The sequence below is a fragment of the Serratia sp. 25CWL12 genome (assembly GCF_055790885.1).
In genome coordinates this window covers 895948-918821 of sequence record NZ_CM147698.1, presented here as the reverse complement: position 1 = coordinate 918821, position 22874 = coordinate 895948, and the positions used below count along the sequence as shown (strand labels likewise).

Genomic DNA, 22874 nt, shown 5'->3' with positions numbered 1-22874 from the left:
CATGAGTCGTTTTATTATCGAGTTCGGTGATCGCCTGAGCGATCACCTTAATGCGTTGGCAATTACGCAGAATTATGGACAGACTCAAATATCTAATTTCCGTAGTAGCTTACCATCATTTTTATCAAAAGATACTATTTTATAATCATGTTCTTTTAATGCTTCAACAAGAACACTCTCTTCTTCAGAAGTTGCAAATATTATTTGCCCACCATTTGAAGCTGACTTGGCAGCATCTCTAAGTAACTCAGCAAAACTTACCTTATTCGCCTCTTGCTGGCGAGGTTCATCGAAAACAACCAACCCAGGATGGTTTGTTGAATACTCTTTACCGACAGAAAACAAGCTAATCAAATATCCCCAAATAATACGAATACCATCACTTGCAGAAGTATCAAACCCAATATCATAACCCTCTCTTGTTGGCAGATAGGTTTCTTCAGAGATATTAATCAAGTTAGCATCAAAACTAGAAAAATTATATTTACTAAGTCTACTAACCAAACCAGACCTCAATGATTTCAGTTTATCTAAATCTTTAGAGGAAAGAATACTTTGAGGAAACGCCTTCCTTTTCGAAAGGAGTTTTGTATATTTTGAATGTAGTGTGTTTAACTCAAGCTTAATTTCAGCTAAAGAAATATACGCGTTATTTATATTTTCAATTGTATTTTCTAGATTTATTTTTCTACGAAGAATTTCTTCCTGCAAGGCTAAAGATGAATTATCTCTTTTTTTCAATCTATCAATATCAATCTTTAAGGAAGCTATAAGCTCTTCAATTTTTCTCTGTTCCGAGATTTTATATTGAAGCTGTTTTTCACTATCATGCAAAACAAATTCAAAAGCTTTAATCTGATCTTTGATAAAATTCAAACTACTCTCATAGGTCATCAGATTGTCTTGTGATGAAAGATCTAATAAGTTATCACTGTAAGGAGCCCCACAAGTTGGACACTCATTACTATTTAAATGAGTATTTTCAAATGCAGAAGAGGATGCTATTTTTTTCAGATCCTCATATTTTCTTTTATCATCTAATAGGTTATTAAGCCTGTCTTTTGTTGATGATATTTGATGGGCTATATAACTTTTATGATCACTAATTTTTTGTAAAGCTAGCTCTTGTGAATTAATTTCATCTAATTTAGAGCTAATGAGTCTAACTACCTCTACTTGCACTTTTTCATTATCTTCAGGCTTTATAGTTTCAGTATTGAGGTCATTCAACTTAGACTCTAAATTCTTACGATATTCGATTGCAGAAATGATCGACTCTTGTTCTTTTAGTACCAAGTCAATTTTGTATGTGTCAAATTTTACTTCTGGTTGTTCAGGGATTCCTGAAACAATACCTGATATTTTTGCTGAGACAATTTCCGCATTATGCCTTATCAGTTTCCATTTAAATGAAACATTATCTATTTCATTTTTAATTTCACTTCTCTCCAAGATATTATCATTAACATCTAAAGAAAGTAAAAATTCTAAAACTCTTTTTTTACATTCTTTTATACCAAATTGCGTAGGTACAGTTGCAAGTATTGAAGACCACCCCTTTTTCTGCTCAACAAACCATCCAGGAAAGAGTACCGATGGGTATAATGGAGTATCCTTACCATTATGGTTTGGTACTTGAGGAATGTTCCAATCAAGGAATTTAGATAACCAAAAATAAAACCCTAGCTCTCTTTTAGCATCACCTTCAAGGTGTAAAAAATACGTTCCATTATTATCCTTCCCTTCAACATCGAACTCTTTTATTGTGATAACATTATCACTTTCAAAGCCAGCTATATTTCTTTTCAATGTTGCAAACTTATTCCATTTATTTTTAATAGTTAGTTCAACAAATGATTTAATGACACCTATTTCTTCACCCTCTTTATTAGTCAAGGCTCGGGTTAAAGATGGAGGAAATGGTATCTTTGCTCCACCTAAACCCAATGCTCTTTCCATTCCAAGAGCGTATGCGATAGCATTCATACAAGTTGACTTGCCATGGGAGTTTTCAACACGCAGAAGAAAGAGCCCACTTGAGAATGGAATATTAACTCCATATGGTCCATCAATTGTATTAACTGTTATTTTAAGGGATATTAATTCAAAAGACATATCATCCTACCTGAAAGAGTTTGGTAACATTAGCTTCCGTCAGACCTTTTTTGTTTTTTAAAAGAGTATCTAATTCCTTTTTAAATATATTCATAGAAAACAACTCTATTGATGACCGGCTGCCTTTATCAGTAAGACTGAACTTTCCGTTTTCTTGGCTGATAAATTTATCAGCCAGTAAGAGTTCAATAGCTCTATCAAAGGTTGGGTCCATCCTTACTTCTGGCTTTATACCATCTTTATTTAAAACCCAAAACGCGAAATCGGTAGCATTTTTCTCTGATTTTAACAACCAATTGATAACATGTAGCTTTTTTAATGAGCATACACCAGTTCTGGAAGCAACAAGCGTGAAAGAAATTATAATCAAACTAGCGCGCCACATAGGCCTCATTTCACATGGAAGATGCTCTGGTCTTCTCGTGAATGTGAAGGGACGTCCGATGATATCTTCTACTTTAATGTTCATTTTTCACCATCTCAAAAATCCAACGGGCATCTAATTAACCAGTCAGAAATGACACCCCAGTTGATCTTTTCTAAATCGGACTCTTTAAAAGTTGGTATTTCCTTTTCAATATTATCTTTCAATACTTCCATTTGCTTTAGCATCTTCTCCCCAGGTTGTGTACCTGACGAGCTCAGCATAGAGAGTCCGACTAAATTTGTTTCCCTTTGTTGTATACATTTATATACAACTTGATAAATATCAACCCAGTTCTGTTTCAATTCATCCAAGAGGTTTTGATAATCAAGATATTTTTGTATTAAAAAGTGCCGATAATTATTTTGTGCCGATTCTGAAGGATCAATTTTAGGAAGCTTTAAATTTAATTTATCAAGGAAATCAACATGTTCATTAATAAATGAAGCTGCATTTTCTACTGTAGCGTTATCTAGCTCCAAGTTTAACTGAAAATTCGTCCTACGAAGCAATGACCTCTCTGTAATATAATCACTATCCGTCTTAACTAATATTTGAAAGTCATCTGCAACATAGGGCAAACCGAGAGCTCGCACCCGCAAAGATTTCTGAGTGCAATATTGTGTTAGTTTCGATGATTTACTATAGGGTGTTGCCAGAATCCACCGACTAATCTTTGTATCACCAAATAACAACTCAAGATCTTCTCTATATTTTTTTGTAAACTTTAAAATATCTATATTTATTTTACGGCGTTGTGATTTTACTAATTTTTCAATATCACTTGATTGTTCTGGTAAGTAACATTGAAACACATGTCCAGATAGGGTGTAACATTCAATACCAAAATCACCATTTTGCGAATCTGGCATGTCACAGAAATTAGCCGGTTTATAATGCAAACGGACAATACTCTTAAAATATTGCTCCCATGCTTTTGGGTCGCTGTTAGGGTCAGTAAACATGCCTAGTCCATAGAAACTATTTTATCTAAGTATAACCTCTTGTTCAATATGGAGTAAACCAAATAGGTCAAATATTCACCATCAAAGATTACACATCTCCCTCACACCGACAACTGTACATTAATACAGTTATTGTAGCTAGTTTTTTATCATTTTTTGATATCAGTCTAAATACATGCATTTTCTATACTAAACAGGCTTAAGGAATCGAATGTATCCAAAGCCATGGGGACACAATCAAGCCATTACCTAATATTGCAAATAATTTCAGACAGATATCATCTCAGTGAGTCACCCGCATCTTTATGAATTGCGGGGCTTTTTATTTTTCACGCAGAGATCTCCATATGCAAGAACCTGACGGCCTCCAGGCCATTGAGAAGCCATTAGCTTCTCTGCCCCACACCATCCGCAACTACATTCTTGAACGTCTTCGCTGTCTTACACAATACGAGCCGGTGATCGGCATTATGGGTAAAACCGGAGCCGGTAAAAGTAGTCTCTGCAATGCTCTCTTCCAGGGGGAGGTTACACCTGTCAGTAATGTTGAAGCCTGTACCCGCGCCGTCTGGGACTGGATTTTCTTCTGACGAACCGTTTATGACGGACACCTCCTGTCCTGCCTGCGCTCAATTACAGATAATCTTTTTATCAGATCCGAGTAACCATTGAAAACTATCAGCATAAGATTTGTGCATAACCTTAACTTTGGCTTTACCCGCTTCAACCACAAAACCGACTCCCTCTACCTACCGCTGACTCGCACCCTATTGAAAGACCTCGACTCTTTTAACCTCATTTCCACCGTCAGCCATGCCCCAGCCAGCCGGTAAAAATAAAGTTTCTATCAGCGAATGATGCGATTTATACCCGTCATACTTCAAATTGCATGTGTGTTGGCTTTCCTCGTTCACCCCAGTCACTTACCAATGTAAGCTCCTGGGGATTCTCTGCGTCGCCGCCTTCCTGCAAAACGAATTATTTAGGGTATAGTTGACAACCATTAGGAAATTTAACATAACCTGTTAGTGCTGTTTAAACTAGCTCAGCGACTTACAACAGAGAGAGGAGAATTGATGATGCCAAAAATTATCAAGTATGGTGCTGCAATCCTGCTGTTTACCATTACCGCCCCCACCTTTGCCTGTGTCTCTATGGGAGCCAGTCATACCTGTAACAAAGATTGCGACAGTTACTCAGGTTTTTGGTATGTCGCCTGTATCTACGGGGGGGAAAGGCATCAGTGAACAGATAGCATTCTATTGTTGTTGTCTTTTCCCTACTAAACCAACGGATTTAGGCAGGGGCTGTATTGCACCCTGTCATCTCATCATCTATCCTTGAACTCGGCGAACCTAGTCCCCTTCTGCTTTTGGCATTTCTGGACTCCGTTTTTTATTGTTTTCAAAATCTATTCAATCAGTACATTAACAAAATTGCATCATTTAAATATAGGGAGAGCTTATGGATGATCGTTACGCCAAGTCACAAATCCTTTTTCACTGGCTAACGTTAGTGATGGTGATTTTGACCTACAGTGCCATGTTGTTGAAAGATTCGGTGCCTGATGAGTACGTTGCGTTGGTGAAGCAGTTGCACTATAACTTTGGTATTTCAGTTTTTGTGCTGATGTTTATCCGCCTTGGTTTACGGCATCTCCACAAAGCCCCACCCATCACGCCGCCATTGGAACCCTTGCAAGCACGCGGTGCGGCGGTTATCCACTGGATACTTTATCTGTTGTTTTTAGTTTTACCATTGTTGGGCATGCTCAGCGTGGTTTATGGTGGCAAAGATTTGATTATATTGGGCTGGCAAGTACCGCAGTTCGTTTCACCAGATCCGCAAACAGGCCACTTCCTTAAAGAAATCCACGAAGTGTTAGCAAATACCGGTTATTTCATTATTGGTATTCATGCTCTGGCAGCGCTTTACCATCATTATTTCCGTGGTGACAATACGCTGCGCCGTATGATGCCGGGTAAATAATTGATCACTCCGGTATCCACCAAGGTACCGGAATTAATCTATACTCGTCGCCAATGAGGCTGCAGCGGTGTTGGCTGCCTTTACTCACCCCAGTCACTTGGTCGGCCAAGCTCCTGGGGCTTCGCTCAGTTGCCGCCTACCTGCAACTTCATTGAACTTGAGTATAGCAACAGTCCACTGATCAAGACCGCGCAAATTGCTCCAGTACTTTTCCTTCCATGCGGTAACGGACCCATTCATCTTGTGATGCAGCACCAATGCTGAGATAAAAATCAATTGCTGGCTGGTTCCAGTCCAACACGCTCCACTCCAAGCGCCCACAACCCCGTTCACAAGCAAGCTGCGCAATATGGCGTAACAGCGCTTTACCACTGCCCGCCCCACGGAACTGAGGGGCAATGTACAAGTCTTCCAGGTAAATACCGTTTTTACCCAGCCAGGTGGAATAACTCATAAAAAACACCGCGTAACCCGCGGGTTTGCCATCCACACTGCAAATAAGGGCTTCAGCACTGGCATGTTCGCCAAACAGGCTTTCTTCAATCTCACTTTGTGACGTGCGCACTTCATCTCGCGCCTTTTCATACACTGCCAGCTCAATGATCATATCCAGAATCAACTTGGCATCACGTCTTTCCGCCCGGCGAATTTCAACTGTCATTACAAACTTCCTGTTACCAGTAAATAGTACCGAATAATATATACCTAAGTTTCGTTATGTTGCAGGGCAGAATAACGATAAGCCCCCGGTAAAACCGATGCGCAAACAGCTTGAATGGCATGCACATAAAAAAGGCCGACAATTTGTCGGCCTGGCGTTCCACTTGGTTGATAATAATCGGCTTAATTTTACCGTTTTAACGCATAGTGGATGGAATCCAATATTGGCTGGTAGCCAGTGCAGCGGCAAATGTTTCCTTCCAGCGCATCCATCAACTGCTCCTCACTGGGGTCCGGATGTTTCGCCAACAGTGCAGTGGTACTCACCAGCACGCCCGGGGTGCAAAACCCGCACTGTACACCACCACGCTCAACGAACGCATGTTGCAGCTCCTGGGTGATGGGGTTGTCTGCCAACCCTTCCAGGGTGGTGATTTCGGCATCTTCGCACTGCTGTGCTAAAACCAGGCACGAACAGACGGCGTTGCCATTCATCATCACTGTACATGCGCCACATTCGCCAATGGCGCATCCTTCCTTCGTTGCCGTAAGCTGAAGTTTATCGCGCAGCATGTCCAACAAACGCATATTACCTGTCACCTGCGCTTCAACTAACTCACCGTTTACCTTAACTTTTATCGTACTCATAATCTCTCTTCCACGGTATGGCGTGTAGGGCATCTTGGTATTTCATGGCCAATGACACGCCTGTCCAAATCGTTACCCAGTAATACGGGTGAGCCCACTTACTTGCCGAGTTGCCGCTGCACATCCGCCATCATATCGCGGAACATATTGACGAATACCGGCTGTTTGTATGCTGCAGACCAGCGTTTACCGATTGCCGCGTAGATCAATTTGTCCAGGATCTGGCTCGCGCTGTTGATGACATCGTCAGACAGCTTCTTGCCAGTCAGGCAGGCTTCAATGTCTATTAGGCGCTGAGGCTTGCTGAACAAGGCGCCGTCAACCAACCGACAATAATCAATCACGCCATTGGCATCACAGTCCACCAGGCACGTCAGGCTCTGACGCGTGATGTTCAGTGCATTACGGCGCCCCAGTTGATGATAAAAACTCAAGGCCGCGGGTCTGGCCAACGGCGGCAGAATCACTTGCGTCAACAGTTCATCCGGCTGGCGCTGAGTTTTGTATCCTGACAGTAAAAACTCGCTTAAAGACATCCGCCGCATCGCCTGACGAGATCGCAGTTCAATAACGGCATCGTAAATAATCGCTGGCGGGATCGAATCCCCACAGGGGGCCGCATTGACCATATTGCCGCCAATGGTTGCCCGGTTACGGATCTGGTTGGAACCCACCGTGCGGCACGCCTGCGCCAATAACGGATAACGTTCACGAATCACTGGGTGCTCAACAATACGGTTAAATGTTACCGCACCACCGATAAATAGCTCCCCGGTCGCGCTGTGCTCGGTTATCTGCGTCAACTCTGGCAGGTGGGAAATATCGATTAAGTTTATCGGCTTGGTTTGCAGACGAGCCTGAACGATAACATCAGTACCACCAGCAATGGCACTGGTGCCCTCGGTCTTCAACAGCTCCAACGCCTGTTCCAGCGTTTGTGGGCGGGTCACCGTGACGTCGGTCAGGCGCAACACCTGTTTCCTGCTGGATGGTTCAATCATCAACTCACTCTGCCGGGCTGGTTTTTTCAGGTTGTAACCCAAAATGACCTGCTCCAGTGTCAGAGGCAGTTTGTTAAAACGCGTGCCCAACGCTGAGCTGACTGCGTTATTAATCGCTGCAGCCGCCAGTTCCGTTGCTGGCTCACCAATACCTTTGGCACCGAGTGGCCCTGCGGCATCTGGGTTCTCCACGCCGATCACCGTGATAGGGGGAATATCTTTGATGGTCGGCAGTAAGTAGCTGTCGAAGTTCTCCGATTTAACTTCCCCACCTTCAATGTTGAAGTCCTCCAGCAGGGCATAGCCGAAGCCCTGTGCCACACCACCACTCACCTGCCCTTCAAAGCCGACAGGGTTAATTACATGGCCGACATCATGTACTGCCGTAACATGTAACAGCTCGGTTTTCCCGGTGCTGGTGTTGGTGCGGGTTTCGGCGACCTGGCAACCATATACCCAGGTAAAATAGGGGCTACCGCATCCTTTCTCTTCGTCCCAATGGATGGGGGGCGGCACGAACCAACCATACTCCGTCAGGCTGACACTCGCCCACTTGGTCTTGTTCACCGCTGTTTTGAAATCGATACGTTTTTGTTCATTGAATCGGTTGATAATCCAGCCATCCTGCCACAAGGTATCAGCCAAGTTTGGGCTACCCACCGTTTCAGCAACCACGCTCAGAATACGTTGTTTGATCTTCTCTGCCGCATCGAGAATCGCTCCACCACCCACCAGGGTTCCGCGTGTCGCCGCTGTTGAACCACCGTCACCAATCACCGATGTAGGCGGTTCACTAAAACGGATTTCAGCTAATGGAATACCAAAGGCTCCTGCGGTAATTAGTGACATGGCGGTCTGTAGCCCCTGCCCATTTTCCGACACGGAAGTGGCGATATTCACGCTGCCATCTTCGTTCACCTGAACCAGTGCCGTTGAGGTATCCACCCCTTCCGCACCAATGGAGCAACCACGGTAGCTGAGCGCCAGGCCGATGCCATAACGGTGCACACCACCACGCTGATTCAGTTGTTCATAATGTTGGCGTTTGGCTTCAAACTCGGTGGCCGTCACCGCTTTATCCAGAACCTCCAGCGCCGAGACTGTATGCTGGTCAAACACCTGGCCGGTAATTGAAGTGTCGCCCTGACGCAACGCATTAATCCGGCGGATCTCCACCGGTGACATATTTAACTGGGCAGCAATCTCATCCATCAGTGATTCATTGGCATAAACCACTTGCGGTGAACCAAACCCGCGCATCGCAGAGGTGTAACTGTTGTTGGTATAAACCCCGGTAACATCGATACGCACATTGGGAATGTTATAGGGGCCAGCGGCTTGTACCGAGCTACGCCAAGTCACAAACGGCGTGGAGGCGGCATAGCCACCACTGTCGGCCAGCACATCGACTTTCATTGCCAAAATATGGCCGGCATCATCCAAGCCGACTTTGTACTTCATCTTATAAGGGTGACGCTTGCAGCTTTCCAGAATGGACTGTTCACGCGTATAGGTGAATTTGACTGGGCGACCGGTCAGCGTGGTCAGTAGCGCCGAACGGCAAGAGAGGTGATCGATAATGTCATCCTTACCGCCAAACGAACCGCCCATCACCGCACGCTTAATATTGATGTGGCTTTGTGGGCACCCCATAAAGCGCGCCACAAAACTGCGTACCCGGTGCGGGTTTTGGATCGATCCTGAAATCACTAAATGGCGTTCCGTCGGGTCCAACCAGGTGAGCACAACTTCCGGTTCAATGTAAGCATGCTCCTGAAAACCTACTTCATACTCACGTTCAATAATATGCTTGGCACGGGCAAAGCCAGCATCAATATCCCCTTTCACCGTATGATGATGGGCGGCAATATTGTTTTCCCGCTCTGGGTGGACCAAGCGGGCATCTTTCTTCAGCGCCTGTTCAACATCTGTCACCGGGGTGTAAGGGGTATAACGCACCCGGATTTTATCTGCTGCAGCACAGGCGGCTTCATAGGTTTTCGCCGCCACCACCGCTATCACATCCCCGTGAAAAACCACTTCATCTTTGATGATCGGCAGGTAGTCTTTAACCATGATGCCAACTACAGGTTCACCGGGGATATCCTTATAAGTGGCAATTTTGACCACACCATCAATTTTCAGTGCTTCGCTGAGATCAATCTCCTCAACTTTACCTGCGGGAATATCTGCATAACGGCAAACACCGTACAACATACCCGGTAATGTCATGTCATTACCGTAAACAGCAGTACCTGTGACTTTCGCCAGTCCATCCACTCGCCGTACAGGCGTTGAACCTGAAGCACCCATTGCATTCTCCTTCATTATTTTTATCAGCGGCGAACACCCTCTCGTTCGCCAATACATTTGGAAAAAGATCCAAGAGATATGCCAACAAATAGCGCAGGCCCTTCGGCGTAACATCCTTGTGATGCCATTCACATATTTTAGCTAAATAATTAATTTTTTTGATGAATGCCCCCAAATAAAATCAGGGTTTTATCACGTTAAAACTCGCGCCTATCTCAAATTGATAATGGGCGGCGCATCAGGATGATAATTGCTGTTTTACTAAAGGAATCAAACTGTTAAATAAGACAACAATCAACGCCATCAACAAATTGATAATCGGCATAATTTGAGCGGTATACGCAGCAAAGCAGCAGGTCATTAATCAGCAATGACAGCGATAACCCCAGCAAACCGCAAGTGGACACCGCGATGGAATTGCACAACTTAAAGGATCAAGATAGACGTTATTTAAATTTGTTCTAATCTTTAAATTGTAACGCCCATTCATCGTGATTAAGGGGTTCACCATGAACGAAACTTTAAAAGACAGCACCATTCTGCTGTCAAGAATTCTGTTGATGATGCTGTTTCTTGTTTTCGGCTGGATGAAATTAACCAACTTCGGGGCCACCGTTAGCGCGATGGAAGGTTATGGCACACCACTGCCCTATCTGGCAGCATTGATATCCATACTGGTTGAATTTGTTTTCGGTATCGCCATTGTCGTGGGGTTCTACACCCGTCCCTTGGCCATCATTTATGCCATCTATGTATTGGGTACGGCTTTGATTGGTCACCCATTCTGGCGGATGAGTGGGTTAGAAATGCTCGGGAATGAGATTAATTTCTTTAAAAACATCAGTATTGTCGCCGGGCTACTGCTGCTGTCGATTACTGGAGCAGGGCGTTTCTCTCTGGACTATAAATTTCGTAAACAGTAACTTTTCCCTGATGGCGGCGTAACGCTACGCCGCCATATATTACCTAAAGATATCAACGGCTACGTTTAGCATGGCGTTCAAAGTTATCTATTTTCGCTGTCAGCGATTTGCGTAGCGTGACATAGCAAGCCCCCTCACCGCCATCCCGAGGTAGCGCCCGGCAAAAAGCCTGTACCTGTTCAAACTGCCCCAACCATTTGGCCACATAACTGCGGATGATATTCGGGTGGCTTTGATCTGTTCGTCCACGGCCATGGACAATCAACAGTGAACGCAGGCTATCTTGCTCAGCCTGAACCATAAAACGGAATAGTGCCTGGCGGCAATGTTCTACTGGCTGACGCAGTAAATTGAGGCTGGCCTGCGGGGGGTAGCGCCCAGTGCGCAACTTGTCCAAGACGCCTTGCTGAATGCCTTCGCCTTTATATTCCAATGGGGTATCGCACGGAATGATGTCGAGAAACCCGGTACTGAGAAAGTTTTCCTGTTGCAACGCCTGCGCTTCGCGGCGCGCAAGTTTATCCACCACGTCCTGTGGCTTAAGGTAGAGCGTTTGTTGCCCCTTGGGTAGCGGGGTCACATCAGCCATGGCTTGCGTAAAAAAACCTTGGTCATCGTCGTTCATTTCACATCACTCAAAAAGATGGCCTGACGGTATCCTTTAATGGTCCCCACACGGCTCAAACCCTGCAAAAAACCAGATAGGCGCACAGGGAAGCGACTGTTTGGGGCCAGCCAAACCCATTGTAAAGTGCTGTCGCACGGTTGCAAATCAGTAATGCGCAGCAACAAGTGAGCTTATGAGCGGTTTTAGTTATACTATCGCCCATTATTGAGTGCCGCAAAGGATCGAATCTATGACTATGCGTGAGCTGGAACTCCATTTTCACCATGCAATGAACGAGTTGCAAGCCAGCTTCGAAAAGCAGCACCGTGAATGGCAACACAGCTATCAGGCTTTGCAACAGCAGTTAGAAGAAGCCAAGCAGCGTGAAATCATCTTGCGTATGCAAAACGAACAGCTAGTACGCAAACTGAGTACCGCTAATTCAGTGCCAGAGCAACATGTTCTGATCAAGCAGATCAAAATATTAAGTGTCCATTTGGAGGCACTGGCACAAGATGCTGCCAACTTCAATTGCCAGGTGAATCATCAACAACCATCTGCAGACAATTTCAATAGTGAACAACACTGACGTCATTCTCTGGCGCAGCAAAAAGGTAATACACCATCAATGATCTGGATCATCATCGCCGCCCTGTGCGCCACATTTATCATTGGTTATCTTGTTTTGACTTCCGATACCCGCAAGGCCATCGCTTCATTGGCGCGTTTCCTGAAGGTAAAACCGATGCTGATTGAATCAATGATGCAGGAAATGGGTAGCCGCAACAGCCAGGCCTTTATCCGGATGTTGAATAATGGCTATACCGAAGAGATGCATCAAGCGGCGTATCTGTTGTTTATCTACCTGACGTTTATCAAACAGGCGGATGACCAACAGATTGATCTCTGGCGAGAAACACTGTTACGTGCCGGGCTGCCAGCGGTGTTGTATGCCGAGCACACTGAAGCGGCACTGTTTTACTTTGCAGAACTGGATCTGGATGCGTTCGAATTGGCTCAGTTTCGCCGCGCCTATAACGAGCGCTATAACCGGATATCAATCGCTAGCGAATAAAATCCACGCTAGCAGCATGATCAAAAAAAAGAACCTGGCAGAAACAATGCCCAAGCCACCAACCACCAGACCACATAAGGCTACAGCACTGAAGATCTCTTCAAACAGGTAGCGATTAAGCATGATGGTTTACCTCAAAAAAACACCCGGAAACCGAAATAGAGGCCCCATAATCACCCATGCGTATAACACTCTCTTTTCACATCAAACTTTTTCTTTGCCTGGTCGCCTGTTCAAGTGTGCTGCTCACGCTGATTGGCGTTTACACCTACTATAATCTGAATACCCAGTTGCACCGTGATCTGGGTGCCCGCGCTCAAGTCCAGGCCCGTGAAATTGCGCTGATCCCGACACTGATCACCGCAGTAGAGCAGAACAATACGCAAGATATCGCCAATCTGATGAAACAAATCCGCGCCGCCAGCGATGCCAGTTATATTGTGGTTGGCGATCGGCACACCCTGCACCTTTACCATTCCGAACACCCCAAACAACTGGGGAAACCGATGGTGGGGGGTGACAATAAAGAAGTGTTGGAAGGTAAAAGTATTATTTCCATCCGCGAAGGCGGCATCGGCATTTCATTACGTAGCAAGGCACCGATCCTTAATGCGGATGATCAGGTCATTGGTATTGTTTCTGTCGGTTATCTTAAGAGCCATATCGACCGCTTAAATGCCCGAACACTCACTCAAATTGTTTTTTCAGTTCTCCTGCTGTTAACGGCGTTGTTTCTTTTTTCCTGGTTATTGTCGAAAAACTTAAAACGCCAAATGTTCTCACTGGAACCCAAAGAAATCGCCCTGTTGGTACGCCAACAGAAAGCCTTGCTGGAAGCGATTTATGAAGGCGTGATCGCTATCGATCCACAGTTACGCATTATCACCATCAACTATGCCGCCCGTGAGTTACTTGACCTAAAACAGCCGATGAGCAGCCTGCTGGGGCAGAAAATCGGTGACCTTATCCAGTCACAACCGAATTTCTTTTCCGCCAGCCAATTGGAACAGGATACTCATGATGAGATCTGCCGTTTCAACCATATACAGGTGATTGCCAACCGGGTACGTATTATGCAGGAGAATGAATTACAGGGTTGGGTGATCACTTTCCGCGACAAAAACGATATCAATACCCTGAGTAGCCAGCTTAGCCAGGTAAAGCGTTATGCCGACAATCTACGCATCATGCGCCATGAGCAGTTGAACTGGACGGCCACGCTCGCGGGTTTGTTACATATGCAACGGTATGATGAAGCTATCCGCTATATAGAAGCACAATCAGAAGGTGCGCAGGAAATCCTCGATTTTATCTCTCAACGTTTCAGTTCCGCCACGATCTGTGGGCTACTGTTGGGTAAATACGCCAGCGCACGTGAAAAAGGTATCACGTTGCAGTTTGATCCCGCTTGCCAATTGCGCCAACTCCCGGCGGCATTAAATGAAACCGAATTAATGTCGATTATCGGCAATCTGTTGGATAACGCGGTGGATGCCACACTGCGTTGTGCGCCGCCTTATCAAGCCGTAGAACTGTATATTAATGACAGCAGTAACGAATTGGTGATTGAAGTGGCGGATCACGGCACCGGTATTGCCGCCGAAGTGCGTGATACGCTGTTTGAACAGGGGGTTACTACTAAACGTGGAGGCGACCACGGTATTGGTCTGCACTTGGTGGCCAGCTATGTCAGCCAGGCACATGGCAGCATCGAGGTTTCGGATAATGACCCTTGTGGTACCATTTTCTCGCTATTTATCCCCAAGGCCTATCAAGAACCGCCCCAGCAACAAGTAACAAGTAACAAGTAACAAGTAACAAGTAACAAGCCTAGCGGTTGAATAGATCTGGGTATGGGTTATGGCCCCCATTAGGGTGCCATAACACCTATTTGGTTGTTACTCACCCGGCAACATAAAGTACGCTTTGGCATTGTGGTAGCAAATATCTTCAACCATCTTGCCTAACATGCGCATATCACGGGGTACTTCACCATTTTCCGCCCATTGCCCAATCATGTTGCAAAGAATACGACGGAAGTATTCGTGGCGAGTATAAGAAAGGAAGCTGCGCGAGTCTGTCAGCATACCCACAAACTGGCTTAACAAACCGAGCTGAGACAGCTGTTGCATCTGGCGTTCCATGCCATCTTTCTGGTCATTGAACCACCAGCCAGAACCAAATTGGATCTTGCCCGCGATACTGCCATCCTGGAAATTCCCCATCATGGTTGCCAGCATTTCGTTATCACGTGGGTTCAAACAATACAGAATGGTCTTGGGTAATTCGTTGGTTGTCTCCATCGCATCCATCAAGCAAGCAAGTTGCAGCGCATATGAACGATCACCTATCGAATCGAAGCCGCAATCCGCCCCCAGTAAACGGAACATCCGCGTGTTGTTATTACGCTGAGCCCCCACGTGTAGTTGCATGACCCAGCCGCGTTTGGCGTACTGCTGGCCAAGCCAGACCTGTACTGCCGTAGTGAACTGGTCAATTTCAAGTTCAGTCAGCGTTTCACCTGCCAAACGACGCGTTAAAATAGCATCTAACGTGCTTTCTGCCGGAACTGCCGCAAAGCGCACCACCTCGATGCCATGGTCAGCCGCGCGACAGCCGTGGGCACTGAAGTGCTCCAGGCGGCGTTCCAGCGCCGTCAGCAAATCAGCAAAGCTCGTAATCTCCACATCGGCCACCGCCCCAAGTTGAGCCATATAGGCGGAAAAACCGTCTAACTCAATTTTAAATGCGCGATCTGGACGCCAGCTAGGTGCCACTTCAATATCAAAGCTTTGATCGTCCGCGATCGCTTTGTGGGCCTCGAGAGAATGAATAGGGTCATCGGTGGTCCCGGCCATCACCACATTCATTTGCTTCATAATGCCGCGAGCAGAGAATTCAGGCGTCGCCAGCAGTTCATTACAGTGGTGCCAGATATCCTCTGCGGTTTCAGGGCCAAATAGTTTGCCCGTTACACCAAATGGACGGCGTAACTCCAAATGAGTCCAGTGATAAAGCGGGTTACCTAAGGTTTTGGGAACAGTTTGCGCCCATGCCTGGTACTTCTGATAGTCTGAGGTTTCTTTACCGGTAATCAGTGACTCGGGTACCCCCGCAGAGCGCATACCACGCCATTTGTAATGATCACCCTCAAGCCAAATTTGGCCCAGGTTAGCAAACTGCCGGTTCTCGGCCACTTCTTTGGGGTTGAGGTGACAGTGGTAATCATAGATTGGCATCGCCTTCGCGTAGTCATGATAGAGCTCGCGGGCGGTATCGTTCGACAGTAAGAAGTCTTCGCACAAAAAATTTTTCATTTTCTCTTTCACTAACGCGATTCATATTCGCGCTTGAGGGGGATGTGAAAACAATGCCCGCGCAATCGGCGCAGGCATTGAGTGTTAAATTACAGTGATGCTACGGCAGCGCGCGCACCCTGATCCAGAATCCGTTGGTAAGCCTCGGTGACTGCGGTGACAAAGGTGTCATTGGCAATAAGGTCGGTACCAAATATCGCTTCAATGGACAGCAACGCTTTCACCACCGAAACGTTAAGGCCCTGCTCAGCATAAATTGCCTGGAACTGTGCCACCATCGGGTCACGAACATCAATGGCTTCACCGCGTTCATCAACTCCCGCCACATAACGCATCCAACCGGCAATCCCCATTGCCAACCATTTAAAATCGGAACCGCGAGCAAGGTGATAACGCAAAGAACCGCCCATCCGTTGTGGGATTTTCTGGCTACCATCCATGGCAATTTGCCAGGTCTGGTGTTTTAGGCTGGGGTTGGTAAACCGCTCAATCAAGAGGTTGGCGTACCCTTCCAAGTCGGTACCTTGTGGCATTTTCAATGTTGGCGCTTGCGCTTTCATCATCATGTCGAATGCCGCTTTACGGTAGTCAGCATTGGTCATGGTATCGGAAATATGTGCGTATCCCCCCAGGTAACCGAGATAAGCCAGGAATGAGTGGCTGCCGTTCAACATACGCAGCTTCATTTCTTCAAAGGGCACCACATCGCTGACAAACTCAGCACCGGCGACGTTCCAATCAGGGCGCCCCGCCACAAAGTTGTCTTCAATCACCCATTGGCGGAACGGCTCACAAGCGATACCACAAGGGTCGGCGACACCAACCAGGGCTTCGATCTCTTTCAGTGTCTCTTCTGTCGCGGCAGGCACAATACGGTCAACCATGGTGCATGGGAAAGTCACATGGTTTTCAATCCAGGTAGCCAAATCAGCATCAACCAGGTTGGCAAAGCCGAGTACTGCGGCCCGCGCCACATGGCCGTTCTCTTGTACGTTATCGCAAGACATCACGGTAAAGGGCGCTATTCCCTTCTCACGACGTTGACGCAAAGCTTCAACAATGTAGCCAATAGCCGAGTTGGGGTCGCGAGGATTGGCTAAGTCAGCGACGATTAACGGATTTTTTTTATCCAGACGACCGGTTGCAGGGTCAGCACAATAGCCTTTTTCGGTGATGGTCATGGAAACAATCGCTACTTGCGGTTCGGTCATTTTCGCCAGTACCGCAGCTTTGCCGTCAAGCGCTGGGTGCAACGATTCCGTCACCGAGCCGATCATTTTAACTTGTGTCGCCTGCGCGCCCTTCTCTGCCACGGTATAAAGATGGTCTTGTTCGCGCAACTGTTTGATCAGCGCTTCACCACCAACCAGGTTAACTTCACAAATCCCCCAGTCACTGTCTGTTTTCTCTAACATCTCGTTAGTAAACAACGCCTGATGTGCACGGTGGAAGGCACCGAACCCCAGATGCACAATACTCGACTTCAGTCGACTACGGTCATAGCTCGGCACAATAACGTTAGCGTTTAATTGGCTATCGCTGAGGTTTTTCATTTCAATAGTCCTTACAAAAGAAGGAGAGCCCCAAAGGGCTCATCCAATAATTTTTAATAACCGAGGAAGAACCGAGGAAGAGTCAAGCTGATTTGCGGTATAAAAGTAACCAGTAGCAGCGTTGCCACCAATACCACATAGAATGGCAGTAGTGGTTTGATAACTTTATCAATTTTCACGTTACCGACTGAACAACCGATAAACAGTGCGCTCCCCACTGGCGGCGTACAAATACCAATACACAGGTTAAACGTCATCATGATACCAAAGTGTACCGGATCCATTCCCAAGTCCATGGCGATTGGCAGGAAGATAGGGGTAAAAATCAGTAACGCAGGAGTCATATCCATAAAGATACCGACGATCAGTAAAGCAACGTTGATGATCAATAGGATAATGATGGGGTTATCAGAAATCGCCAACAGAGCATCACTGATTAGGTAAGGGATATCAGCGTTAGCCATCGCCCAAGACATCCCCATTGATGTACCAATCAATAACAAGACGATAGAGGTGGTGACCACCGATTCAAGTACGATACGTGGCAACTGCTTGACACTGACTTCACGGTAGAACACCACCGCAAGAATCAGCGTGTAGACCACCGCAATGGCAGAGGCTTCTGTAGCGGTAAAGATCCCACTGATGATCCCCCCCATGATGACCACAACCAGGCTAAGGCTAGGCAGTGCATCCAGGGTTTTCTTGATAACTTCAGCGCGAGTCGGTTTTGGGGCAATGGCATAGCCGCGTTTTTTGGCAATAAAACCCGCCACCAGCATCAAACCCAGGCCCATCATAAGGCCGGGAATATAGCCCGCCAGAAATAGCGCCCCGATTGAGGTACCACCAGAAATCAGCGAGTAGACAATGAAAGTATTACTGGGCGGAATAAGCAGACCGGTTGGGCAGGAAGTAATGTTAACCGCGGCTGAGTACGCTGGGTCGTAACCTTCTTTCTTCTGCAGTGGCGCCATGGTGCCACCAACTGCTGCGGCTGATGCCACGGCTGAACCTGAAATGGCACCAAACATCATATTGGCGATAATGTTTACGTGCGCCAGTGAACCCGGTAGGCGGCCACCCAGAATTTTGGCAAATTCAATCAGGCGCATGGCGATACCGCCTTGGTTCATGATGTTACCCGCCAAGATAAAGAATGGGATGGCGAGTAACGCAAAGCTATCCAGACCAGAGGCCATTTTCTGCGAGATAACCGCAATAGCAGCATCAAAAGGCAACGACAGTGTTACTGCTAATAACGAAGCGAGACCGATAGAAAATGAAATTGGCACCCCGATACCAAGTAACAGAAAAAAGCTACCAAATAAGACAATAAGCACTTGCCATTCCACGGTATTATTCCTTATTCAATGAGTTATTGTTTTTATGATGGCTGTAATCAAGCCAACTTTTGACGCGCAGAAATGAGTTCCACCAGATCGCGAATGATGTACATCACCATAAACAGACCGCTCAATGGAATCGCTGCATAAACCAGGCCCATTTCAATGCCCAGAGCAGGGGAAATCTGGCCTGTCGCCATGGTTTTCAGCATCAAGTTGCCGCCACCGTAAATCATGATGATAAAAGCAAATGCCGCACTGAAAATATTAATGACTATGCTGAGTTGATTGTGTTTTCTTGGGCTGTGCTCAAGCTTCATTGGTAGCAGATCAATCGCCAGATGACGCTTTTGCCCCAAGGTGTATGCCGCCCCCATCAAACCTACCCATATGAAGAGGAAACGAGAAATTTCATCGGTGAATGTACTCGGATTATTCAGAACATAACGAGAAAATACCTGCCACGATACGGACAACACCAATACACTACTGAGCGAGATACAGAATAAAGAGAGCACCTTATTCATGATGTTGGTAAGTTTATTCATCAAAGTCTCCTAAGTGACCATTCATTCGCGTCCAATAATGTCGCAATCAACACAGACTCCTTGGCAGCGTTATCGTCCAACTAAATCCCTTGGTTTTGTCAGCTCACCGGGTGTTCTCAGCTCTCTCCTACCCCGTCATGGTGACCAAAGGTGATATGAGTGCGCACATAACCAAGAGTGGGCGGCATTTAAGCACAGAGTAAAAGTCGCTCTTGTGATAAGAGTCACAATAAAATTGGTCAGTCCACTTTTCTCAACCAGATCGTGATATTGGTCAACCAATTCACTTTTTTTAGTTGAAAATTGGTTTGCTTTGACTCAAGTTGTACAAGTAATTAGCTACCCCTGGTTAAGCACTGCAATTGGCTAACCAAAAACAGCAGAACATCTATACCCGGTTCATTGCAGTTTTCGCTTGCATCAACGGGGTATAACAGAACGATAAAACCTGGAGAACCTTATGCGTATTAGCAAAAAAGTGCTGGTGACATTCGTTACCTGTGCCCTGGCAGCCACCACCTCTTTCTCAACGCTTGCAGCAACCACGTTAAAGTTGAGCCACAACCAAGACCGTAACCATCCAGTGCACCAGTCAATGCAATACATGGCTGACAAAGTGAAGGAATACACCAACGACCAAGTACGCATCCGTATCTATCCAAACGGGCAACTGGGTACTCAGCGTGAATCCATGGAGCTGCTGCAAAATGGTGCTCTCGCCATGGTTAAATCAAACGCCAGTGAACTGGAAGCGTTTGAGCCTGCTTACGGCGCATTCAATATTCCTTATATCTTCCGTGACCGTGACCACTATTACCGGGCCATGGAAAGTGATGTGGGTGAAAAAATTCTGGCGACATCGCACCAGAAGGGTTTTGTCGGCCTGACTTACTACGATGCCGGCGCTCGTAGCTTCTATGCCAACAAAGAGATCAAAACACCAGCTGACCTGAAAGGGATGAAAATCCGCGTTCAGCCAAGCCCAACGGCCGTTGAAATGATCAAAATGATGGGTGGCTCACCAACCCCACTCTCTTACGGCGAGTTATATACCGCATTACAACAAGGTGTGGTTGATGGTGCGGAGAACAACGAAACCGCACTAACCACCGCTCGTCACGGGGAAGTGGCTAAATTCTTCAGCAAAGATGAACACACGATGATCCCGGATGTGCTGGTCATCAGTTCTAAAGTTTGGGACGGGTTAAAAGAAGAAGAACGTCAAGCTATTAAGAAAGCGGCGAAAGAGTCAATGCAGTTCCATAAAACGCTATGGACCGAGATGACCGCCAAATCCATTGAGGAAGCTCAATCGACCATGAAAGTTAAGTTCATCGACGTTGAAAAACAACCTTTCGTTGATGCGGTGAAACCGATGCACGAAGCTGCACTGCAAAACCCAGTGATTGCTGACTATGTGCGCGGCATTGATGCCCAAGCCAACACCCAGTAACAACCTGTCGCTATCCCGTACCCACAGATAGTCAATATAGAGAGCGCGAATCGCGCTCTCATATTTAGGAATAAATACCAATGTTAGAACGTTCTGAGCTTGCTGAAAACGCGATCAACTGCCTGCATGACGAACAGTATGATCTGCCATTCAATCTGCAAAACCTGAATCACACCAACATGCTGTTTATGGGGGGACGGGCCAGCGAATCACTTAACGGCCATTGGAACTTTGCGGTTGACCTGCTCGATACCGGTCTGCGTCAACGTTGGCACGAAATGACACCCATGCCCGCAGAAAAACGCACCGAGCCCTGGGATTATGACCCTTATGTGGGGGAAACCATTCCAGTCCCTTCTTGCTGGCAGATGCAAAAAGAAAAATGGTACTTCTTTGAAGGGAGTGCCTGGTATACCAAAGCCTGGGATTACCAAGAAGCAGCAGCGGGTGAGCGTGTTTTCCTGCGGATTGGGGCCGCTCAGTACGATTGTAAAGTGTTTCTAAACGGCGAATTTATTGGTAACCACTACGGCGGTTCCACGCCATTCTTCGCCGAGTTTACCGGTAAATTGCAAGCAGGCCGTAATTGGATCATGTGTTGTGTCAACAATAACCGCACGCTGGATCGTGTCCCGATGCGCAATACGGACTGGTTCAACTACGGTGGCATCTATCGTGACATTGAAATTGTGCGTACCCCTAAAGCGATTATCCGCGACCTGCATGTTTACCTGGTACCCAACAGCCAGTACAACCTGATCCACATTGATGTTGCGGTTGAAGGCAGCTCAGGCCATGTTGAAATAGCGATCCCTGAACTCAATCTGCACAATACGGTCACCATCACCGACGGCAAAGGCACGGTTGAGCTCACTGCCCAGCCAGAATTGTGGTCACCAGAAAACCCAAAACTTTACGATGTCACCGCCGCGTTCGGCCAAGACCAAGTATCAGATCGCGTTGGTTTCCGCCAGATCGAAGTTAAAGGGACTGAGATTTTCTTGAATGGTGTCAACACCTTCCTGCGTGGTATTAGCGTACACGAAGATGACCAAGTTCTGGGTAAAGTTGTGACCCCGGAAGATCTAAAGCGCCGTTTCCAGCATGCGAAAGAGCTGAACTGTAACTATATGCGTTTTGCTCATTACACCCACCACGAGATGGCAACCCGGATGGCTGACGAACTTGGCTTTCTGATTTGGGCCGAGATCCCAGTTTACTGGGCGATTGATTTCGACAATCCAGCGACTTACAGTGATGCAGAAAACCAGCTTATCGAAATGATAAAGCGTGACCGTAACCGTGCCTCTGTGATTATGTGGTCGGTAGGTAATGAAAATGCGGACACCGATGCTCGCCTCACCTTCATGGCTAACCTGGTTAAAGCTGCCCGCGATAACGACTCGTGCCGCCTGGTTTCCGCCGCTTGTCTGGTTAACCACGCTAAGAACAAGATTGAAGATCGTCTTGCGGATCACCTGGATATCATTGGTATTAATGAATATTACGGTTGGTACGAGGAAGTTTTTGATGACTTGATTGAGATTGGTGAAAACTCAAACCCGGGTAAACCGGTGGTGATTTCAGAAACGGGTGCAGATGGCTTCATTGGTGAAGGCGCACCGAAAACCGGGTTCTTCAGTGAATCTTACATGACCGACGTGTATCGCAAGCAAATCGATTATCTGGCAAAACTGGACTACATCAAAGGTATCTCCCCTTGGATCCTGTACGAATTCCGTGTTGAGCGGCGTCAGAATATGTTCCAAAAAGGATGGAACCGTAAAGGATTAATTTCTAATGATAAATTTACCAAAAAAGAGTCATTCCAGTTGCTTGCGGACTTCTACGCAACATTGAAGCCGTAAACGGTATGGTAGCATCATTAATTGGTTGACCAGTTGGTTGACCAATTTAACTAGGGTGATATAATCCCC

Annotated in this window: 21 protein-coding genes and 1 pseudogene; 10 read left to right on the top strand and 12 right to left on the bottom strand. The window is 46.4% G+C overall.

Features of this window, described 5'->3' with window-relative positions:
* Positions 1-84: 84 nt before the first annotated feature.
* Genes ACX9GV_RS03980 through ACX9GV_RS03970 form a run of 3 tightly spaced genes read right to left on the bottom strand, consistent with a single transcriptional unit; the run spans position 85 to position 3504 of the window.
* A complete protein-coding gene (locus tag ACX9GV_RS03980) occupies positions 85-2115 on the bottom strand; it encodes a hypothetical protein (protein ID WP_473197122.1) in 2031 nt (676 codons plus the stop codon).
* 1 nt (position 2116) lies between these two features.
* On the bottom strand, positions 2117-2584 hold the full coding sequence (locus ACX9GV_RS03975; protein WP_473197121.1) for a serine/threonine protein kinase: 468 nt from the start codon (positions 2582-2584) through the stop codon (positions 2117-2119).
* A gap of 11 nt (positions 2585-2595) precedes the next feature.
* On the bottom strand, positions 2596-3504 hold the full coding sequence (locus ACX9GV_RS03970; protein WP_473197120.1) for a hypothetical protein: 909 nt from the start codon (positions 3502-3504) through the stop codon (positions 2596-2598).
* 347 nt (positions 3505-3851) lie between these two features.
* Here ACX9GV_RS03970 and ACX9GV_RS03965 point away from each other — a divergent pair.
* The 4 genes and pseudogenes from ACX9GV_RS03965 to ACX9GV_RS03950 all read left to right on the top strand — a co-directional run.
* Positions 3852-4073, top strand: a pseudogene (locus ACX9GV_RS03965) (GTPase); the annotation flags it as partial.
* Between the two features lie 123 nt (positions 4074-4196).
* The gene (locus tag ACX9GV_RS03960) at positions 4197-4337 is read left to right on the top strand and encodes a hypothetical protein (RefSeq protein WP_473197119.1); all 141 of its coding nucleotides are present in this window, start codon (positions 4197-4199) and stop codon (positions 4335-4337) included.
* Positions 4338-4580: 243 nt separating this feature from the next.
* On the top strand, positions 4581-4751 hold the full coding sequence (locus tag ACX9GV_RS03955; RefSeq protein WP_023491909.1) for a hypothetical protein: 171 nt from the start codon (positions 4581-4583) through the stop codon (positions 4749-4751).
* 217 nt (positions 4752-4968) lie between these two features.
* Positions 4969-5493, top strand: coding sequence for a cytochrome b (locus ACX9GV_RS03950; RefSeq protein ID WP_473197118.1), 525 nt, complete (start codon positions 4969-4971; stop codon positions 5491-5493).
* 181 nt (positions 5494-5674) lie between these two features.
* On the opposite strand, the gene ACX9GV_RS03945 is transcribed toward ACX9GV_RS03950, so the two are convergent.
* From ACX9GV_RS03945 to ACX9GV_RS03935, 3 genes are all read right to left on the bottom strand, one after another.
* Entirely contained in the window at positions 5675-6154 is a 480-nt protein-coding gene (locus tag ACX9GV_RS03945; RefSeq protein ID WP_473197117.1) for a GNAT family N-acetyltransferase, read from the bottom strand.
* A 188-nt stretch (positions 6155-6342) separates the two neighbouring features.
* The gene (locus ACX9GV_RS03940) at positions 6343-6801 is read right to left on the bottom strand and encodes a (2Fe-2S)-binding protein (protein WP_023491913.1); all 459 of its coding nucleotides are present in this window, start codon (positions 6799-6801) and stop codon (positions 6343-6345) included.
* Positions 6802-6899: 98 nt separating this feature from the next.
* A complete protein-coding gene (locus ACX9GV_RS03935; RefSeq protein WP_473197116.1) occupies positions 6900-10115 on the bottom strand; it encodes a molybdopterin cofactor-binding domain-containing protein in 3216 nt (1071 codons plus the stop codon).
* A gap of 509 nt (positions 10116-10624) precedes the next feature.
* On the opposite strand from ACX9GV_RS03935, the gene ACX9GV_RS03930 reads away from it, so the two are divergent.
* Positions 10625-11038, top strand: a complete 414-nt coding sequence (locus ACX9GV_RS03930) for a DoxX family protein (protein WP_473197115.1) — start codon at positions 10625-10627, stop codon at positions 11036-11038.
* A gap of 52 nt (positions 11039-11090) precedes the next feature.
* Here the strand turns inward: ACX9GV_RS03930 and smrA are convergent, their stop codons facing one another.
* Positions 11091-11663 carry a DNA endonuclease SmrA gene (gene smrA, locus ACX9GV_RS03925; RefSeq protein ID WP_473197114.1) on the bottom strand — a complete coding sequence of 191 codons (573 nt, stop codon included), beginning with the start codon at positions 11661-11663 and terminating at the stop codon, positions 11091-11093.
* A 232-nt stretch (positions 11664-11895) separates the two neighbouring features.
* On the opposite strand from smrA, the gene ACX9GV_RS03920 reads away from it, so the two are divergent.
* A complete protein-coding gene (locus tag ACX9GV_RS03920) occupies positions 11896-12234 on the top strand; it encodes an MbeD/MobD family mobilization/exclusion family protein (RefSeq protein WP_023492057.1) in 339 nt (112 codons plus the stop codon).
* A 39-nt stretch (positions 12235-12273) separates the two neighbouring features.
* Positions 12274-12720, top strand: coding sequence for a DUF1198 family protein (locus ACX9GV_RS03915; RefSeq protein WP_023492056.1), 447 nt, complete (start codon positions 12274-12276; stop codon positions 12718-12720).
* On the opposite strand, the gene ACX9GV_RS03910 is transcribed toward ACX9GV_RS03915, so the two are convergent.
* Positions 12703-12843 carry a hypothetical protein gene (locus ACX9GV_RS03910; RefSeq protein ID WP_473197113.1) on the bottom strand — a complete coding sequence of 47 codons (141 nt, stop codon included), beginning with the start codon at positions 12841-12843 and terminating at the stop codon, positions 12703-12705. The genes ACX9GV_RS03915 and ACX9GV_RS03910 overlap by 18 nt on opposite strands.
* A 56-nt stretch (positions 12844-12899) precedes the next feature.
* Between ACX9GV_RS03910 and ACX9GV_RS03905 the strand changes: the two genes are divergently transcribed.
* A complete protein-coding gene (locus ACX9GV_RS03905; RefSeq protein WP_473197112.1) occupies positions 12900-14531 on the top strand; it encodes an ATP-binding protein in 1632 nt (543 codons plus the stop codon).
* A gap of 87 nt (positions 14532-14618) precedes the next feature.
* Here the strand turns inward: ACX9GV_RS03905 and uxaC are convergent, their stop codons facing one another.
* From uxaC to ACX9GV_RS03885, 4 genes are all read right to left on the bottom strand, one after another.
* On the bottom strand, positions 14619-16037 hold the full coding sequence (gene uxaC, locus ACX9GV_RS03900) for a glucuronate isomerase (protein WP_473197111.1): 1419 nt from the start codon (positions 16035-16037) through the stop codon (positions 14619-14621).
* 89 nt (positions 16038-16126) lie between these two features.
* Entirely contained in the window at positions 16127-17590 is a 1464-nt protein-coding gene (locus ACX9GV_RS03895; RefSeq protein ID WP_473197110.1) for a fructuronate reductase, read from the bottom strand.
* 53 nt (positions 17591-17643) lie between these two features.
* Complete coding sequence (locus ACX9GV_RS03890; protein WP_023492050.1) at positions 17644-18945, bottom strand: TRAP transporter large permease; 1302 nt, start codon at positions 18943-18945, stop codon at positions 17644-17646.
* 47 nt (positions 18946-18992) lie between these two features.
* Positions 18993-19484 (bottom strand): TRAP transporter small permease, encoded by a 492-nt coding sequence (locus ACX9GV_RS03885; protein ID WP_473197109.1) that lies wholly within the window; start codon positions 19482-19484, stop codon positions 18993-18995.
* Between the two features lie 460 nt (positions 19485-19944).
* Between ACX9GV_RS03885 and ACX9GV_RS03880 the strand changes: the two genes are divergently transcribed.
* A complete protein-coding gene (locus ACX9GV_RS03880; RefSeq protein ID WP_473197108.1) occupies positions 19945-20937 on the top strand; it encodes a TRAP transporter substrate-binding protein in 993 nt (330 codons plus the stop codon).
* 80 nt (positions 20938-21017) lie between these two features.
* Entirely contained in the window at positions 21018-22805 is a 1788-nt protein-coding gene (locus ACX9GV_RS03875) for a glycoside hydrolase family 2 protein (protein ID WP_473197107.1), read from the top strand.
* Positions 22806-22874: the final 69 nt, after the last annotated feature.

What these genes read in the sequence shown, in the direction of transcription:
- ACX9GV_RS03980 (WP_473197122.1), bottom strand. Translation starts at nt 2,115, where the DNA reads ATGTCTTTTGAATTAATATCCCTTAAAATAACAGTTAATACAATTGAT.
- ACX9GV_RS03975 (WP_473197121.1), bottom strand. Translation starts at nt 2,584, where the DNA reads ATGAACATTAAAGTAGAAGATATCATCGGACGTCCCTTCACATTCACG.
- ACX9GV_RS03970 (WP_473197120.1), bottom strand. Translation starts at nt 3,504, where the DNA reads ATGTTTACTGACCCTAACAGCGACCCAAAAGCATGGGAGCAATATTTT.
- ACX9GV_RS03955 (WP_023491909.1), top strand. Translation starts at nt 4,581, where the DNA reads ATGATGCCAAAAATTATCAAGTATGGTGCTGCAATCCTGCTGTTTACC.
- ACX9GV_RS03950 (WP_473197118.1), top strand. Translation starts at nt 4,969, where the DNA reads ATGGATGATCGTTACGCCAAGTCACAAATCCTTTTTCACTGGCTAACG.
- ACX9GV_RS03945 (WP_473197117.1), bottom strand. Translation starts at nt 6,154, where the DNA reads ATGACAGTTGAAATTCGCCGGGCGGAAAGACGTGATGCCAAGTTGATT.
- ACX9GV_RS03940 (WP_023491913.1), bottom strand. Translation starts at nt 6,801, where the DNA reads ATGAGTACGATAAAAGTTAAGGTAAACGGTGAGTTAGTTGAAGCGCAG.
- ACX9GV_RS03935 (WP_473197116.1), bottom strand. Translation starts at nt 10,115, where the DNA reads ATGGGTGCTTCAGGTTCAACGCCTGTACGGCGAGTGGATGGACTGGCG.
- ACX9GV_RS03930 (WP_473197115.1), top strand. Translation starts at nt 10,625, where the DNA reads ATGAACGAAACTTTAAAAGACAGCACCATTCTGCTGTCAAGAATTCTG.
- smrA (WP_473197114.1), bottom strand. Translation starts at nt 11,663, where the DNA reads ATGAACGACGATGACCAAGGTTTTTTTACGCAAGCCATGGCTGATGTG.
- ACX9GV_RS03920 (WP_023492057.1), top strand. Translation starts at nt 11,896, where the DNA reads ATGACTATGCGTGAGCTGGAACTCCATTTTCACCATGCAATGAACGAG.
- ACX9GV_RS03915 (WP_023492056.1), top strand. Translation starts at nt 12,274, where the DNA reads ATGATCTGGATCATCATCGCCGCCCTGTGCGCCACATTTATCATTGGT.
- ACX9GV_RS03910 (WP_473197113.1), bottom strand. Translation starts at nt 12,843, where the DNA reads ATGCTTAATCGCTACCTGTTTGAAGAGATCTTCAGTGCTGTAGCCTTA.
- ACX9GV_RS03905 (WP_473197112.1), top strand. Translation starts at nt 12,900, where the DNA reads ATGCGTATAACACTCTCTTTTCACATCAAACTTTTTCTTTGCCTGGTC.
- uxaC (WP_473197111.1), bottom strand. Translation starts at nt 16,037, where the DNA reads ATGAAAAATTTTTTGTGCGAAGACTTCTTACTGTCGAACGATACCGCC.
- ACX9GV_RS03895 (WP_473197110.1), bottom strand. Translation starts at nt 17,590, where the DNA reads ATGAAAAACCTCAGCGATAGCCAATTAAACGCTAACGTTATTGTGCCG.
- ACX9GV_RS03885 (WP_473197109.1), bottom strand. Translation starts at nt 19,484, where the DNA reads ATGAATAAACTTACCAACATCATGAATAAGGTGCTCTCTTTATTCTGT.
- ACX9GV_RS03880 (WP_473197108.1), top strand. Translation starts at nt 19,945, where the DNA reads ATGCGTATTAGCAAAAAAGTGCTGGTGACATTCGTTACCTGTGCCCTG.
- ACX9GV_RS03875 (WP_473197107.1), top strand. Translation starts at nt 21,018, where the DNA reads ATGTTAGAACGTTCTGAGCTTGCTGAAAACGCGATCAACTGCCTGCAT.